Here is a 13877-nt window from a genome sequence, read left to right as displayed (position 1 = left end):
GGTACGGATAAAGGGTGGCCCGATCATAGCGGTAAATGGCAAACGGGCCACTCGCCGCCGGACGGGCCGTCGCCGACACTGGCCTCCCTTCCAATGCAACCGAGGTCCACGCCATGTCCATTCGCCGTGCTCTGCTGGTCATCGACGTCCAGAACGAATACTTCACCGGCAACCTGCGCATCGAGTATCCCGATGTCCGTGTGTCGCTCCCCAACATCCTGCGGGCCATGGATGCCGCCCAGGCCGCCGGCATCCCCGTGGTAGTGCTGCAACACATCCAGGCCGAGGACGCCGCGGTGTTCGCCCGCGGCAGCGAGATGGCCGCGCTGCACCCGGAGGTGGCCGCCCGGCCCCATGACCTGCGGGTAGAGAAGCGCCTGGCCAGCGCCCTGGCGGGCACCGGCCTCGGCGAGTGGCTGCGGGCCCGGGACATCGACACCCTCAGCGTGGTGGGCTACATGACCCACAACTGCGACGACTCCACCGTGCGCCAGGCCTATCACGAAGGCTGGACGGTGGAACTGCTGGCCGACGCCACCGGCGCGCTGTCCTACGCCAACGCCGCCGGCCGTGCCAGCGCCGAGGAAATCCACCGGGTGTTCACCGTGGTCCAGCACACCGGCTTCGCCGCGGTGCTGGATACCGAGACCTGGTGCGCGCGGGTGGCCCGCGGCGAGCCGGCGGAACGCGACGGCATCCTCGCCTCCCACCGCCGTGCCCTGGGCCAGGCGGGCTGAAGAGGCCTTCCACCGCCGCGCCCCCTGTGGCACCTTCTGTCGCCCTGGCGGCCCGTCCGCTTCGAAAGGACTGCAGATGAGCCCGAAACGGAAGCGCCACCCCGTCCCCGCCTGGATCGGCCTGCTGGGCTGCGGCTGGCTGGCGGGGCCAGGCGCGGCGGCCGCGGCCGAGCCGGCTGCCGTGCCTACCGCCGCGTCTACGGAGGTGCTGAAACCCCTGGTGATCACCTCCACCCGCGGCCCGAGCGCCTGGCTGGACGACCCGCTGGCGGTCGGCCGGGTGGACGAGGCGGATGCGGCTGGCGAGCAGAACCTGACCCTCGACCGCCTGCTGGCGCCGATCCCCGGGGTGTTCACCCAGGACCGCTACAACTTCGCCCAGGGCATGCGCCTGTCGATCCGTGGCTTCGGCGCCCGCGCCAACTTCGGCGTGCGGGGCGTGCGAGTGCGGGTGGACGGCGCCCCGCTGACCATGCCGGACGGCCAGACCGAACTGGACGGGCTGGACCTGGGCCTGGTGGAAGGCGTCGAGGTGATCCGCGGGCCGGCCTCGACCCTGTACGGCAACGCCGCTGGCGGGGTGCTGTCGGTCCGTACCCGCGAGCCCTCCTTCACCCCCCGCGCCGAACTGGACGCCAGCGCCGGTGGCCTGGGTTACCGGCGCCTGCGCGGCGAGGCGAGCGCCGGCGAGGGCCAGCTGGCGGGCCTCCTGGCCTTCAACGCCACCGCCCTGGACGGCTACCGCCACCACGACCGCGCGGAAACCAACAGCCTCACCGGCAAGCTGGGCTGGTACGCCGATGCCGGCACCCTGGGCCTGACCTTCAATGCCATCGACAACCGCGCCGAAGACCCCGGCGGGCTGACCGCCGCCCAGATCCATGCTGACCGCCGCCAGGCGGCGCCCAACAGCCTGCGCTTCGACGCCGACGAGCAGATCCGCCAGCAGCGCCTGGCACTGACCTGGGACGGGAATGGGCCGGGCCGCGACGACTACCAGTTGCACGGTTACCTGGGGCGCCGCGATTTCGCCAACCGCCTGGCCTTCGCCGCCGGCGGGCAGGGCGCCTTCGAGCGCACCTTCGCCGGCGTCGGTGGCCAGTACAGCCACCGCTTCGAGGCCCTCGGCCTGCCCCAGAAGCTCACCGCGGGGATGGACCTGGAGCAGCAGCTGGACGACCGTCGCCGCTACGACAACCTGCAGGGCGCGCGGGGCGCCACCACCCTGCGCCAGGATGAGCGGGCCGCCAGCACCGGGGTGTTTCTGGAGGACCAGATCGCCCTGGGCGAGCGCTGGCTGCTCAGCCTCGGCGGTCGCTACGACCGGATCCGGCTGGCGGTGGACGACCGGTTCCCCGGCGATGGTGACGACGGCGGCGCGCGTCATCTGGAGCACTGGAGCTACAGCAGTGGCCTCAGCTACCGCCTCGACGCGCACCAGCGGCTGTATGGCCGCCTCGGCACCTCGTTCGAGACGCCCACGGTGAACGAGCTGGCCAACCCCGCCGGTGGCGGCTTCAACCCGGGCCTGGAGCCGGCGCGGGCGCTGAACCGGGAGATCGGCCTGAAGGGCGAGTGGCCGACCCTGCGCTACGAAGCCGCCCTCTACAGCCTGCGCCTGGAGGACGAACTGGTGCCCTACAGCCTGCCCGACCAGCCAGGGCGAAACTTTTACCGCAACGCCGGCGCGTCCCGCCGCGACGGGGTGGAGCTGGCCGCCGACTGGCTGTTCGCCGAAGGCTGGCACCTGGCGGCGGCCTACGCCTACAACGACTACCGCTTCCAGCGCTACCGGGTGGCGGGCGCCGACTACGCCGGCAATGCCCCGGCGGGGATTCCCCGGCAGACCCTGTTCACCGAACTGGGGTACCAGCGCGGCGACGGCTACGTGCGCCTCAACATGACCGCCGTGGACCGCCTCTACGCCGACGACGGCAACCAGGCGCGGGTCGGTGGCTACGCGCTGTTCAACCTGCGCATCGGCCAGCGCCTGCGCCTGGGCGGCCAGGTGCTGGAACTCTACCTGGGCCTCGATAACCTGCTGGACCGGCGCTATGTGGACAACCTGCGGATCAACGACGCCAGCCGTCGCTACTATGAGCCGGGCCCCGGCCGCGCCCTGTACGCAGGGGTCAAGGCGACGTTCTGAGGCGTGGCGATCGGCCTGAACTAAAGTCGCCGGGCCCCGGTCGACCGTTTCGTCGCTCCCGCCAAGGACTTGCCCCTATGCCGACTCCCCGAACGCTGCTTTCTCCCCTGGCCGGCCTGGTCGCCGCCTGGGCCGCAGGCCAGGCCCTGGCCGCCGCGCCGACGGGCGACCGCGTGCAGACCGCCGTGGGCGAGATCGTGCTGCCGGCGCCGGACCCCGAGCATTCCGTGGAGCGCCGCAGCAAGGTGATCGGCTGGCCCGAGGGCAAGACGCCCACCGCGCCGCCGGGCTTCGTGGTGAGCAAGTACGCGGATGACCTGAAGAACCCGCGCTGGCTCCTGGTGACACCCAACGGCGACGTGCTGGTGGCCGAATCCAGTACCTCGCTGCTCAGCGCCGATCGCATCACCCTGTTCCGTGATAGCGATGGCGACGGCCGCCCCGACGTGCGGGAAACCTTTCTCGACAAGGACCTGAAGAAGCCCCTGGGCATGCAGGTCATCGGCGAGCGCTTCTACGTGGCCAACACCGACGGTGTCTGGCGCTACCCGTACAAGCCGGGGGACACCCAGCTCAAGGGCGACGGGGAGAAAATCCTCGACCTGCCCGCCGGTGGCTACAACAACCACTGGACCCGCAACCTGCTGGCCAACGTCGACGGCAGCAAGCTGTACGTGTCGGTGGGCTCCGGCAGCAACGTCGCCGAACACGGTATGGACAACGAGGTGCGCCGGGCGGCGATCCTGGAGATCGACCCGGACGGCAAGCACGAGAAGCTCTACGCCAGCGGCCTGCGCAACCCGGTGGGCATGGCCTGGGCGCCGGGCACCCAGACGCTCTGGACCGCGGTGAACGAGCGCGACGAGCTGGGCGACGACCTGGTTCCGGACTACCTCACCAGCGTCAAGCCGGGGGCCTTCTATGGCTGGCCCTACGCCTATTTCGGCGCCCACGAGGACCCGCGCCTGGCGGGGCAGCGGCCCGATCTGGTGCAGCAGACGGTGGTACCCGACGTGCCCCTGGGCGCCCACACTGCCTCCCTGGGCCTGGCCTTCTACAACCAGGAGCGCTTTCCGGAGAAGTACCGGGGCGGCGCGTTCGTCGGCCAGCATGGCTCATGGAACCGGTCGACGCTGGCCGGCTACCAGGTGGCCTTCGTGCCCTTCAAGGGCGACAAGCCCACGGGACCGGCGGAGCCGTTCCTCCAGGGCTTCGTCGCCGATGCCGCCAAGGGCGAGGTCTACGGCCGCCCGGTCGGCGTGGCGGTGCTGCCCAGCGGCGCATTGCTGGTGGCGGACGATGCCAGCGGCACGCTCTGGCAGGTGCAGGCCAAACCCTGAACCCGCTGTCGCGCCGGCTGCACTTCGTCGGCGTGGCGGTTACACCCATCCCCATGGCGCCCGGACGCGACTAGTCTAGGGAAACGGAAGACCTGAAAAGGCACGTGAACCGGTTCGTCCGGTACCTTCCGACCATGGCCGTTCGATCGTCGTTGTGAGGAGTGATCATGAGAGCGTGGCTCAGTCGTTTTGCCTGGCAGGTATCCGTGGCCCTGGGGCTTCAAGAACCGCCTCGTCTGCAACCCATCCCCGTTCGCCACGACGCGCGCGCCGCTGCGCGACAGCGTCGTCGCTGACTCCCTCGCTACCGGGGCGCCTTCAAGGCGCCCCGTTCGTTTCAGGCCGGCGCGAAGGGCGGCGCCTCGTTCACTTCGATCAACAGCGGCCGGTCGGCAGGAAGGGCGGCCAGCAGCTGGCGCAGGTGATCGCGGTCCCTGGCCCGTTCCGCCTCGCAGCCGAAGGCCCGGGCGAGGGCGATGAAGTCCGGGGTGTAGATGTCCACGCCCACCGGCTCGATAGCCCGGCGCTCCATGTAGCGCTTGATCTCGCCATAGCCGCGGTTGTTCCACAGCAGCACCACGATGCCCACCCGCGCCTCCACCGCGCTGGCCAGTTCCGGCAGGGTGAACTGCAGGCCGCCGTCGCCGATCAGGCACACCGTGGGCCGCGCCGGGTCGGCCAGGTGGGCGCCGATGGCGGCGGGCAGGCCGTAGCCCAGGGTGCCGTAGCCGGTGGATGAGTTGAACCAGCGGTTGGCACCGTCCAGCTCCACCAGGTGGTTGCCGCTGTAGACCGTCTGGGTCGAGTCGCCGACGAAGCGCGCCGCAGGCAGCACGGCGAGGATGTCTTCGAACAACGCGCGGTAGTGGGCCCAACCCTGGAACCCTTCCGCCAGTCGCTGGCGTACGCCGGCGGCGCGCCGGGCGCCCGGGCTGTCGTCCCGGGCCTCGCGTGGTTCCAGTCGCGTCAGCAGGCCGTCCATGGCCAGTCGCGCGTCGCCCTGGATGGCCAGGCTCGGGCGCTGGTTGCGCACCAGCTGCTGCGGGTCGATGTCCACCCGGATCAGCTCGCCGCCCAGGCGGAAGCCGCCATCGAAGACCACGTCGTAGTCGGTTTCCCCCAGTTCGGTGCCGATGGCCAGCACGCAGTCGGCGGCCGCCGCCAGCTCGCGCACCGGCACCAGGGACTGATTGCTGCCCAGCAGCAGCGGATGCCCGGGGGGCAGCAGGCCCTTGGCGTTGATGGTCAGGGCGGTGGGCGCGTCCAGGGCCGCGGCCAGGGCGCGGGCCTCCGCCTCGGCGCCGCGGCAGCCGCCGCCCAGCAACAGCAGCGGCGAGCGTGCCGCCCGCAGACGCGCGGCGGCGTCGTCCAGCAGCGCCGGGTGTGGCGCCGGCGGCGCGATGGGCCGTCGGGCGCGGATCGGCAAGTGGCCGGCGTCGGCGGTGATCAGGTCCAAGGGCAGCTCCAGGTGCACCGGCCGCGGCCGCTGGCCGTCGAACACGGCGAAGGCCCGCTCCAGCACGTCGGGCAGCTCGTCCACCCCTAGCAGGGTGTGGCTGAAGGCGCAGACCCCGGCCACCAGGGCGCGCTGGTTCGGCAGCTCGTGCAGGTAACCGTTGCCCAGGCCGAGGCGGGCGCGCTCGTTGACGCTGGAGATCACCAGCAGCGGGATCGAGTCGGCATAGGCCTGGCCCATGGCGGTGAGGATGTTGGTCATGCCCGGCCCGGTGATGATGAAGCACACGCCCGGTTTGCCGCTGACCCGGGCATAGCCGTCGGCCATGAAGCCGGCGCCCTGTTCGTGGCGTGGGGTGATGTGCCGCACGCCGCTGCCGGGCAGACCCCGATAGAGCTCCACGGTATGCACGCCGGGGATGCCGAACACGGTGTCGACGCCCCAGGCGTGGAGTTGCCGGACCAGGTATTCGCCGCAGGTGGTCATGGGTCGTCCTCGGTGAGGGAAAAGGGAACGCCGGTGGCGAGGCACCGGCGCGGGTGGCGGGCAGGGCGGCCCGTCAGGCCGGGCTGCCGGCAGGGAGCGGGCGCGGCGTCAGCAGGCTGACCGCCACGAAGCTCACCAGGGCCACCGCCAGGCTGTAGTAGATCGGCGTGTTCGCCTCCAGGCCGTCCTTGAGCATGAACGCCAGGGCCGCCAGGCAGCCCAGGGTCATGCTGGCGATGGCGCCGGCGGTGGAGGCGCGCTTCCAGTAGATGGCGCCCAGCAGCGGGATCAGCATACCGCCCACCAGCAGGTTGTAGGCCAGGGTCAGGGCGCCGAGAACGTCGTTGACGATCAGCGCGATGACCAGCACGGCGCAGCCGGTCAGCAGGGTGGCCAGGCGGCTCAGGGCCAGGCTGGGGCGCAGGCCCTTGCGCAGTCGCGGCAGCAGGTCTTCGGTGAGGGTGGTGGAGGCGGCCAGCAGGCCGGCGCTGGCGGTGGACATCATGGCCGCCAGGGCGGCGGCGATCACCAGCCCGCGGATGCCGTCCGGCAGCGATGCCTGGACGATGGCGGCGAAGGCGTTGTTGACGTTGTCCAGGTCCGGCAGCAGCACCCGAGCGCACATGCCGATCAGCGCCCCCACCAGGCCGTAGAGCACGCAGTACACCCCGGCCACGGAGCCGGCGTACTTCGCCACCCCTTCGCTGCGGGCGGTGAACACCCGTTGCCAGATGTCCTGGCCGATGAGGATGCCGAAGAAATAGATCATGAAGTAGGTGGCGATGGTGTCGTAGCCGATGGCGGTGGCGCTGAAGGCGCTGGCCGGCAGCTTCGCCACCAAAGCGTCCCAGCCGCCCACCCGGTACAGGCAGATGGGCAACAGCAGGAACATCAGGCCAACGGTCTTGATGATGAACTGCACGATGTCGGTCAGGGTGAGGGACCACATGCCGCCCACGGTGGAATACACCACCACCACGCCGCCGCCCAGCAGCACCGAGATCCAGAACGGCAGGCCGAACAGCACCTCCATCACCGTGCCGATGGCCAGGATCGACACCGTGCCGATCATCAGCGCGTAGGCGAACATGATCACCGCGCTGGCCTGGCGCGCGGTGGCCGTGTAACGGCGTTCGAGCACCTGGGTGACGGTGAAGATGCGCAGTTTCAGCAGCGGCTTGGCGAGGAACAGGTTGAGCACCAGGATGCCGGCGCCCAGGGCGGCGCACAGCCAGAAGCCGGAAATCCCGTGGACGTAGCCCAGGCGCACGGTGCCCACGGTGGAGGCGCCGCCCAGCACGGTGGCGGCCATGGTGCCCATGTAGAAACCCGGGCCGAGGGTACGGCCAGCCACCAGGAATTCCTCGTGGTTCTGCGCCCGGCGCATGCCATACCAGCCCAGTATCAGCATGCCGGCGGCATAGATGAGTACGACGAAGATATCCAGAGCCATGGGTGTTCTCTCTCTTGTTGTGGGTCAGGCGCGGTGGCCGTCGGCGGCGCACCGGGTTCCGCCGCGCGCGCAGGGCCGGCGCTGTGCGCCGGACGCGGCCGTCGGGTGTCTCGACGCGGTCGAGCGGGGTGTTTCGTCGTCTTGGATCGGTGCAGGGGGAACCGGGACGACCGGAGCGCCTGCGTGGCGGCCCGGCAGTCCGGCGGCGCTCAGCGGCGCACCACCCCTGGCAGCACGCAGAGCATTTCGTAGAGCAGGTTGGCCCCCAGCAGCGAGGTGTTGCCCGTGGTGTCGTAGGGCGGCGAGACCTCCACCAGGTCGCAGCCGATCAGGTCGAGGCCCTGGCAGCCGCGGATGATCTCCATGGCCTGGATGGTGGTCAGCCCGCCCACTTCCGGAGTGCCGGTACCGGGCGCCCAGGCGGGGTCGATGCCGTCGATGTCGAAGGACAGGTACACCGGGCCACCCCCGACCTTCTCGCGGACCTCTTCCATCAGCGGGGCCAGGGATTTGTGCCAGCACTCCTCGGCCTGTACCACGCGGAACCCCTGGCGGCGGCTCCAGTTGAAGTCGTCGGCGGTATAGCCCTGGGCGCGCAGGCCGATCTGCACCACACGGTCGCAGTCCAGCAGGCCTTCCTCCACGGCACGGCGGAAGGTGGTGCCGTGGGCGATCTTCTCGCCGAACATGTGGTCGTTGACGTCGGCATGGGCGTCCACGTGGACCAGGCCGACCTTGCCGTGCTTCTTGTGGATGGCCCGCAGGATCGGCAGGGTGATGGTGTGGTCGCCGCCCAGGGTCAGGGGGACCACGCCGTGCGCGAGGATGCCGTCGTAGGCCTCCTCGATGATCCGCACGGCGTCCAGCAGGTTGAAGGTGTTGATCGCCACGTCGCCAATGTCCGCCACCGACAGGGAGTCGAAGGGCGCGGCGCCAGTGGCCATGTTGTAGGGGCGGATCATCACCGATTCGGCGCGGATTTCCCGCGGGCCGAAGCGGGTTCCGGAGCGCAGCGAGGTGCCGATGTCCAGGGGCACGCCGACGAAGGCGGCGTCCAGGCCGGCCGGGGAGGGGAGATGGGGCAGGCGGAGCATGGTGGCGATGCCGCCGAAGCGGGGCATGTCGTTGCCGCCCAGGGGCTGGTGCAGGATCTTGTCCACGGCGGGCCTCACGGTTGTTCTGGTTGTAATAGAAGTCGGCCCGATTCTGCTGGCGGCGCGGGGAGGGGAAGAATCCCTGGCGGCAAATAATCAGTTCAGGGATTTCTAAACTATCCCCGACGGTTACACTGCCGGACGCCGTCGCTGCTCGCCGGAGCCTCCATGTCCACCGCCATGCCCGACCTCAAGCTGTTGCGGATCTTCGCCAGCGTGGTGCGCCACCAGGGCTTCGCCGCCGCCCAGCAGGAGCTGAACCTGTCCACCTCGGCCATCAGCACCTACATGAGCCAGCTGGAGAGCCAGCTGGGCATCGGCCTCTGCCACCGCGGGCGCGGCGGGTTCAGCCTGACCAGCAAGGGCGAGCTGTTCCACCAGGAGACCCTGCGCCTGCTGGGGGAGCTGGAAGGCTTCCAGCGCTACGCGGCAGCCCTCACCGGCGAGCTGCGCGGCACCCTCAACCTGGGGGTGCTGGATTCCACCGTCAGCGACCCCAAACTGCCGCTGCCCGACGCCATCGGCGCCTACAGCCGGGAGTACGCGGCGGTGCACCTGCACCTGTCGGTGATGAGCCCCTACGAGTTGCAGCTGGGGGTGCTGGAGAACCGCCTGGACCTGGCCATCGGCGCCTTCTCCACTCGGATGAACGGCCTGCTCTACCAGCCGCTGTACCGGGAACAGCACTGGCTGTACTGCAGCGACCGCCACCCGCTGTTCGCCGAGCGCCGCGTCGCCGCGGAGTTGATCACTGAGCAGCGCATGGTGGGGCGCGGCTACTGGAGCCAGTCCGAGCTGGCGCGGCACGGTTTCAAGCACAGCGCGGCGACCGTGGAAAGCATGGAGGCGCAGCTGATCCTGGTGTTGTCCGGGGCCTACATCGGCTACCTGCCGGAGCACTACGCGCAGCCCTGGGTCGACGCCGGCCGCCTGCGGGTGCTGCTGCCGGCCACCTTCGGCTACCAGGCGCCGTTCTCCCTGATCCTGCGCCGTGGCCGCGCCCGGGAACCGTTGCTGCAGACCTTCCGCGATCGCCTGAGGGCCCAGATGAATGGCGGCTGAGCCTTCCCCGCGCCCGTCCCGGACCCGCTGTCCCCGTTGCCAGCGGCCGGCGGGCCACTGCCTGTGCCCGCTGATCCCGCGCCTGGACAGCCACACCCGGTTGCTGATCCTGCAACACCCCAGCGAGACCGCCCATGCCCTGAACACCGCGCGCCTGGCGGCCCTGGGCCTGGTCCGGGCGGACTTGCGGATCGGCGAGCGGTTCGACGAGCTGGACGCCTGGCTCGCCCCACCTTCGCCGCCGGCCTGCCTGCTGTTCCCCGGGGAGGGCGCCCGGCCCCTGGCGGAACTGGCGGCGGATGCCATGGGACCGCTGACCCTGGTGGTACCCGATGGCACCTGGCGCAAGGCGCGCAAGCTGCTGCACCTGAACCCGGCCCTGGCGGCGCTGCCCCGGGCGACGCTGCCGGAGGGCGGGGTGTCCCGCTATCGCCTGCGCAAGGCGCCCATGGCCGGTGCGCTGTCCACCCTCGAGGCCATCGTCCAGGCCTTGAACATCCTGGAAGCGCCCGCGTGCTTCGATGCGTTGCTGCGGCCGTTCGAGGCGCTGATCGATGGCCAGGTGGCGGCCATGGGCGAGGCGACCTACCGACGCAATCACTGGCCCGGGTAGGGCCGGGGCGGTTGGAGAGGACGGGGAGGCATCAGCCGGTGCGGGAGCCGCCGGGCCGGGGCGGCAGGGTCTTCTGCCGCAGGAGGTAGACGCTGACGCAGACCCCACTGGTCAGCATGAAACCGCGGGCCCAGGGGCTTGGCACCAGGTAGCAGGACAGGGCGATGCTCGCCCACATCAGCCCCAGGGCGTAGACCTTGCCCTTGAGCGGGATGCCGTTGCCCTCCAGGTAGTCGCGGATCCACGGGCCGAGGCGCGGATGCTCCACCAGCCAGTCATAGAAACGTCGGGAACTGCGGGCGAAGCAGGCGGCGGCCAGTAGCAGGAACGGGGTGGTGGGCAACACCGGCAGGAAAATCCCCAGCACCCCCAGGGCGACGCTCAGCCAGCCTGCCGTCAGCAGCGCGTAGCGCACCGCCGGGTGGCGGACCTGGCGGATGTCCCGGCGCGCCATCGCCCGTCAGGGGTGACGGGGTTTGAGCAGGGCGGGCTTTTCCTCGGGGGCCTGGCAGAGCAGGAAGAGCGCGGTGAGCAGTTCGGGAATCTGCTCCACCATGCTGTCGGCCAGGTCGCGGTCCTGGGCGATCTCGGCGAACTCGGGCTGTTCGTCAAACAGGCCGGAGCCCACCATGATCGGCAGCAGCAGCTCGCTGACTTCGTCCTCGGCGTCTTCGAACCACACCGCCTCGCGCAGGAACACCCCTTCCATGAAACCGATGCACCAGCCGCGCAGGTCGGAGTCGTCGGGTTCCTCGCCCAGGTCCAGGTCGCAGGGCACTTCCGGCTGGTCGTCGCTGGCCAGCTGGCGGGCGATGTGGGCCTTGAGCTGCACCAGGGCGTCTTCGATGTCGGCGCGCTGGGCGTCGTCGCGGTAGTGCGGCGGCTCGGCGAACAGCGCGTCGATCCACTCGCGGTCCGGCACCGGTTCCGGGCAGATCGCCAGGGCGGTCAGGTAGCCGTGGGCGGCCACGTAGTCCAGGGCTTCCTCGTGCAGGTCGTCGGCGTCGAGGAAGGCTTGCAGACGGGAGAGTTGCTCGGCAAAGGACATCGTGGGCTTACCCTGGGAGAGAAAACAGTGGGGGATTCTAGTCCAGCGTGCCCCCGGCGGCTACCGCGGGCGGGCCATCGGTCCGCCGCGCTGAAAGGTGGGAGTCGGGTCGGTATACTGCCCGACTCGTTTACGGAGATCGGCATGCTCGACCAGGCACTAGGCATCCTCAAGGACGTTTTCGGCTATGACGCGTTCCGCGGCAACCAGGCGGCGATCATCGAGCGCGTGGCGAGCGGCGGCGATGCCCTGGTGCTGATGCCCACGGGCGGCGGCAAGTCGCTGTGCTACCAGGTGCCGGCGCTGCTGCGGGACGGCCTGGCGGTGGTGGTATCGCCGCTGATCGCGCTGATGGAAGACCAGGTGGCCACCCTCGACGAACTGGGGGTAGCGGCGGTGGCGCTGAACTCCACCCTGGGCGCCGACGAGCAGCGGGACATCGCGGCGCGCATTCGCCGCGGCGAGATCAAGCTGCTCTACCTCGCCCCGGAGCGCCTGGTGCAGCCACGCATGCTGGCCTTCCTGGAACAGCTGCCCCTGGCGCTGTTCGCCATCGACGAGGCCCATTGCGTGTCCCAGTGGGGCCACGACTTCCGTCCGGAATACCTGCAGCTCGGCCAACTGGCGGAGACCTTCCCCCAGGTCCCGCGCCTGGCCCTGACCGCCACCGCGGACAAGCGCACCCGCGAGGAAATCGTCCAGCGCCTGCACCTGGAGGATGCCGAACGCTTCCTGTCCAGCTTCGACCGGCCGAACATCTTCTACCGCATCGTCCCCAAGGAGCAGCCGCGCAAGCAGCTGCTGGGCTTCCTCGCCGAGCGCCGGGGCGATGCCGGGATCGTCTACTGCATGTCGCGCAAGAAAGTGGACGACGTGGCGGCGTTCCTCAGCGAGCAGGGTTTCCCGGCGCTGCCCTACCACGCGGGCCTGCCCGCCGAGCTGCGCGCCCACCACCAGCGGCGCTTCCTCAATGAGGAAGGGCTGATCATGGTGGCCACCATCGCCTTCGGCATGGGCATCGACAAGCCCAACGTGCGCTTCGTCGCCCACCTCGACCTGCCCAAGTCCCTGGAGGCCTACTACCAGGAGACCGGTCGCGCCGGCCGCGACGGCCTGCCGGCGGACGCCTGGATGGCCTACGGGCTGCAGGACGTGATCTTCCTCAAGCAGATGCTCAGCCAGTCCGAAGGCGACGAGCGCCACAAGCGCGTGGAGCAGCACAAGCTGGATGCCATGCTGGCCCTCTGCGAGGAGACCCGCTGCCGCCGGCAGACGCTGCTGGCCTATTTCGACGAGGTGCTGCCCGAGCCTTGCGGCCATTGCGACAACTGCGTGGACGGGGTGCAGACCTGGGACGCCACCGAGCCCGCGCGCCAGGCCCTGTCCGCCATCTACCGCAGCGGCCAGCGCTACGGCGTGGGGCATCTGGTGGACATCCTGCTGGGGCGTGACAACGAGAAGATCCGTGCGCCGGGCCACCAGCGCCTGGCGCTGTTCGGTGTCGGCAAGCACCTGAGCGAGGCGGAGTGGCGCTCGCTGTTCCGCCAATTGGTGGCCCGCGGTCTCGCCGACGTCGACCTGGAAGGGTTCGGCGGCCTGCGCCTGTCCGAGCACTGCCGGCCGTTGCTGCGTGGCGAAGTGACCCTGGAACTGCGCCGCGACCTGAAGCCGCAGCAGGCCCGCAGCGGCGGCAAGAGCCCCGCCAGCCAGCTCGTGCGCGGCGAGGAGCGGCAGACCTGGGAGGCCTTGCGCACCCTGCGGCGCAAGCTGGCCGAAGAGCACAGCGTGCCGCCCTACGTCATCTTCCCGGACGCCACCCTGCTGGAAATGCTGCGCAGCCAGCCGCGTTCCCTGGCCGACCTGGCCGGGGTCAGTGGCGTCGGCGCGCGCAAGCTGGAGCGCTACGGCGCCGCCTTCCTCGAGGTGCTCAACGGCCAGGAACCGGCGGAGGCGCCACGCCAGGCCACCGACCTGCGCCACGAGCTGATCAGCCTGGCGCGGGCCGGCATGACCCCGACGCAGATCGCCAGCCAGCTGTCCTGCAGCGAGAAGAACGTCTACACCCTGCTGGCGGACGCCATCGGCAGCCAGCAGCTGAGCCTCGATCAGGCGCTGGACCTGCCGGACGAGCTGCTGATGGAAGTCCAGGACGCCTTCCTCGACGGCGAGGGCGAACTGCCGCCAGTGGCGGCGATCGCCGAGCGCTTCGGCACCCGCGTGCCGGAGGGGGTGCTGCACTGCGTGCGCGCCGCCCTGCGCGCCGAACTGGAAACCTGATGCGCGCCTGCGGGTGGCCGATTCGGTCGCCCGGGATGGCGCCGCGCGTCGCTGCCGCCCGCGGGCCGCGCTGCTAGGCTCTGCCGGAACCTGCACCCGGCG

General features: G+C 70.4%; 12 protein-coding genes. 7 read left to right on the top strand and 5 right to left on the bottom strand.

Translation table 11 applies throughout. The features are described 5' to 3' along the window. Positions 1-113 precede the first annotated feature (113 nt). The 4 genes from FM069_RS04935 (at position 114) to FM069_RS22125 (ending at position 4522) form a co-directional block, all read left to right on the top strand. Positions 114-737, top strand: a complete 624-nt coding sequence (locus FM069_RS04935; protein ID WP_143487178.1) for a cysteine hydrolase family protein — start codon at positions 114-116, stop codon at positions 735-737. Positions 738-813: 76 nt separating this feature from the next. Next, entirely contained in the window at positions 814-2886 is a 2073-nt protein-coding gene (locus FM069_RS04930) for a TonB-dependent receptor family protein (RefSeq protein ID WP_143487177.1), read from the top strand. A gap of 77 nt (positions 2887-2963) precedes the next feature. Continuing rightward, complete coding sequence (locus tag FM069_RS04925; protein WP_143487176.1) at positions 2964-4226, top strand: PQQ-dependent sugar dehydrogenase; 1263 nt, start codon at positions 2964-2966, stop codon at positions 4224-4226. Positions 4227-4393: 167 nt separating this feature from the next. After that, entirely contained in the window at positions 4394-4522 is a 129-nt protein-coding gene (locus FM069_RS22125) for a PA1414 family protein (protein ID WP_325063564.1), read from the top strand. A 41-nt stretch (positions 4523-4563) separates the two neighbouring features. On the opposite strand, the gene FM069_RS04920 is transcribed toward FM069_RS22125, so the two are convergent. From FM069_RS04920 to speB, 3 genes are all read right to left on the bottom strand, one after another. Continuing rightward, positions 4564-6168 carry a 5-guanidino-2-oxopentanoate decarboxylase gene (locus FM069_RS04920; protein WP_143487175.1) on the bottom strand — a complete coding sequence of 535 codons (1605 nt, stop codon included), beginning with the start codon at positions 6166-6168 and terminating at the stop codon, positions 4564-4566. A 73-nt stretch (positions 6169-6241) separates the two neighbouring features. Continuing rightward, on the bottom strand, positions 6242-7621 hold the full coding sequence (locus tag FM069_RS04915; protein ID WP_143487174.1) for a sodium:solute symporter: 1380 nt from the start codon (positions 7619-7621) through the stop codon (positions 6242-6244). Between the two features lie 209 nt (positions 7622-7830). After that, positions 7831-8781 (bottom strand): agmatinase, encoded by a 951-nt coding sequence (gene speB / locus FM069_RS04910; protein WP_143487173.1) that lies wholly within the window; start codon positions 8779-8781, stop codon positions 7831-7833. Positions 8782-8943: 162 nt separating this feature from the next. On the opposite strand from speB, the gene FM069_RS04905 reads away from it, so the two are divergent. Then, complete coding sequence (locus tag FM069_RS04905) at positions 8944-9837, top strand: LysR family transcriptional regulator (protein ID WP_143487172.1); 894 nt, start codon at positions 8944-8946, stop codon at positions 9835-9837. Then, positions 9827-10450 (top strand): tRNA-uridine aminocarboxypropyltransferase, encoded by a 624-nt coding sequence (locus FM069_RS04900; protein ID WP_143487171.1) that lies wholly within the window; start codon positions 9827-9829, stop codon positions 10448-10450. Before FM069_RS04905 ends, FM069_RS04900 begins: the two co-directional genes overlap by 11 nt. 31 nt (positions 10451-10481) lie before the next feature. Here FM069_RS04900 and FM069_RS04895 read toward each other — a convergent pair whose 3' ends face one another. Then, positions 10482-10904 (bottom strand): YbaN family protein, encoded by a 423-nt coding sequence (locus tag FM069_RS04895; protein ID WP_143487170.1) that lies wholly within the window; start codon positions 10902-10904, stop codon positions 10482-10484. A gap of 6 nt (positions 10905-10910) precedes the next feature. Then, positions 10911-11498 carry a UPF0149 family protein gene (locus FM069_RS04890; protein WP_143487169.1) on the bottom strand — a complete coding sequence of 196 codons (588 nt, stop codon included), beginning with the start codon at positions 11496-11498 and terminating at the stop codon, positions 10911-10913. A 144-nt stretch (positions 11499-11642) separates the two neighbouring features. Between FM069_RS04890 and recQ the strand changes: the two genes are divergently transcribed. Next, the gene (recQ, locus tag FM069_RS04885) at positions 11643-13775 is read left to right on the top strand and encodes a DNA helicase RecQ (protein WP_143487168.1); all 2133 of its coding nucleotides are present in this window, start codon (positions 11643-11645) and stop codon (positions 13773-13775) included. The last annotated feature ends 102 nt before the right edge of the window (positions 13776-13877 follow it).

The organism is Pseudomonas mangiferae, from assembly GCF_007109405.1.
GTDB classification, from domain to species: domain Bacteria; phylum Pseudomonadota; class Gammaproteobacteria; order Pseudomonadales; family Pseudomonadaceae; genus Pseudomonas_T; species Pseudomonas_T mangiferae.
This window is presented reverse-complemented; position numbering and strand designations above follow the sequence as displayed.

Excerpts from the sequence above, each read along its gene's own strand:
- FM069_RS04935 (WP_143487178.1), top strand. The coding sequence starts at position 114 with ATGTCCATTCGCCGTGCTCTGCTGGTCATCGACGTCCAGAACGAATAC.
- FM069_RS04930 (WP_143487177.1), top strand. The coding sequence starts at position 814 with ATGAGCCCGAAACGGAAGCGCCACCCCGTCCCCGCCTGGATCGGCCTG.
- FM069_RS04925 (WP_143487176.1), top strand. The coding sequence starts at position 2,964 with ATGCCGACTCCCCGAACGCTGCTTTCTCCCCTGGCCGGCCTGGTCGCC.
- FM069_RS22125 (WP_325063564.1), top strand. The coding sequence starts at position 4,394 with ATGAGAGCGTGGCTCAGTCGTTTTGCCTGGCAGGTATCCGTGGCCCTG.
- FM069_RS04920 (WP_143487175.1), bottom strand. The coding sequence starts at position 6,168 with ATGACCACCTGCGGCGAATACCTGGTCCGGCAACTCCACGCCTGGGGC.
- FM069_RS04915 (WP_143487174.1), bottom strand. The coding sequence starts at position 7,621 with ATGGCTCTGGATATCTTCGTCGTACTCATCTATGCCGCCGGCATGCTG.
- FM069_RS04905 (WP_143487172.1), top strand. The coding sequence starts at position 8,944 with ATGTCCACCGCCATGCCCGACCTCAAGCTGTTGCGGATCTTCGCCAGC.
- FM069_RS04900 (WP_143487171.1), top strand. The coding sequence starts at position 9,827 with ATGGCGGCTGAGCCTTCCCCGCGCCCGTCCCGGACCCGCTGTCCCCGT.
- FM069_RS04895 (WP_143487170.1), bottom strand. The coding sequence starts at position 10,904 with ATGGCGCGCCGGGACATCCGCCAGGTCCGCCACCCGGCGGTGCGCTAC.
- FM069_RS04890 (WP_143487169.1), bottom strand. The coding sequence starts at position 11,498 with ATGTCCTTTGCCGAGCAACTCTCCCGTCTGCAAGCCTTCCTCGACGCC.
- recQ (WP_143487168.1), top strand. The coding sequence starts at position 11,643 with ATGCTCGACCAGGCACTAGGCATCCTCAAGGACGTTTTCGGCTATGAC.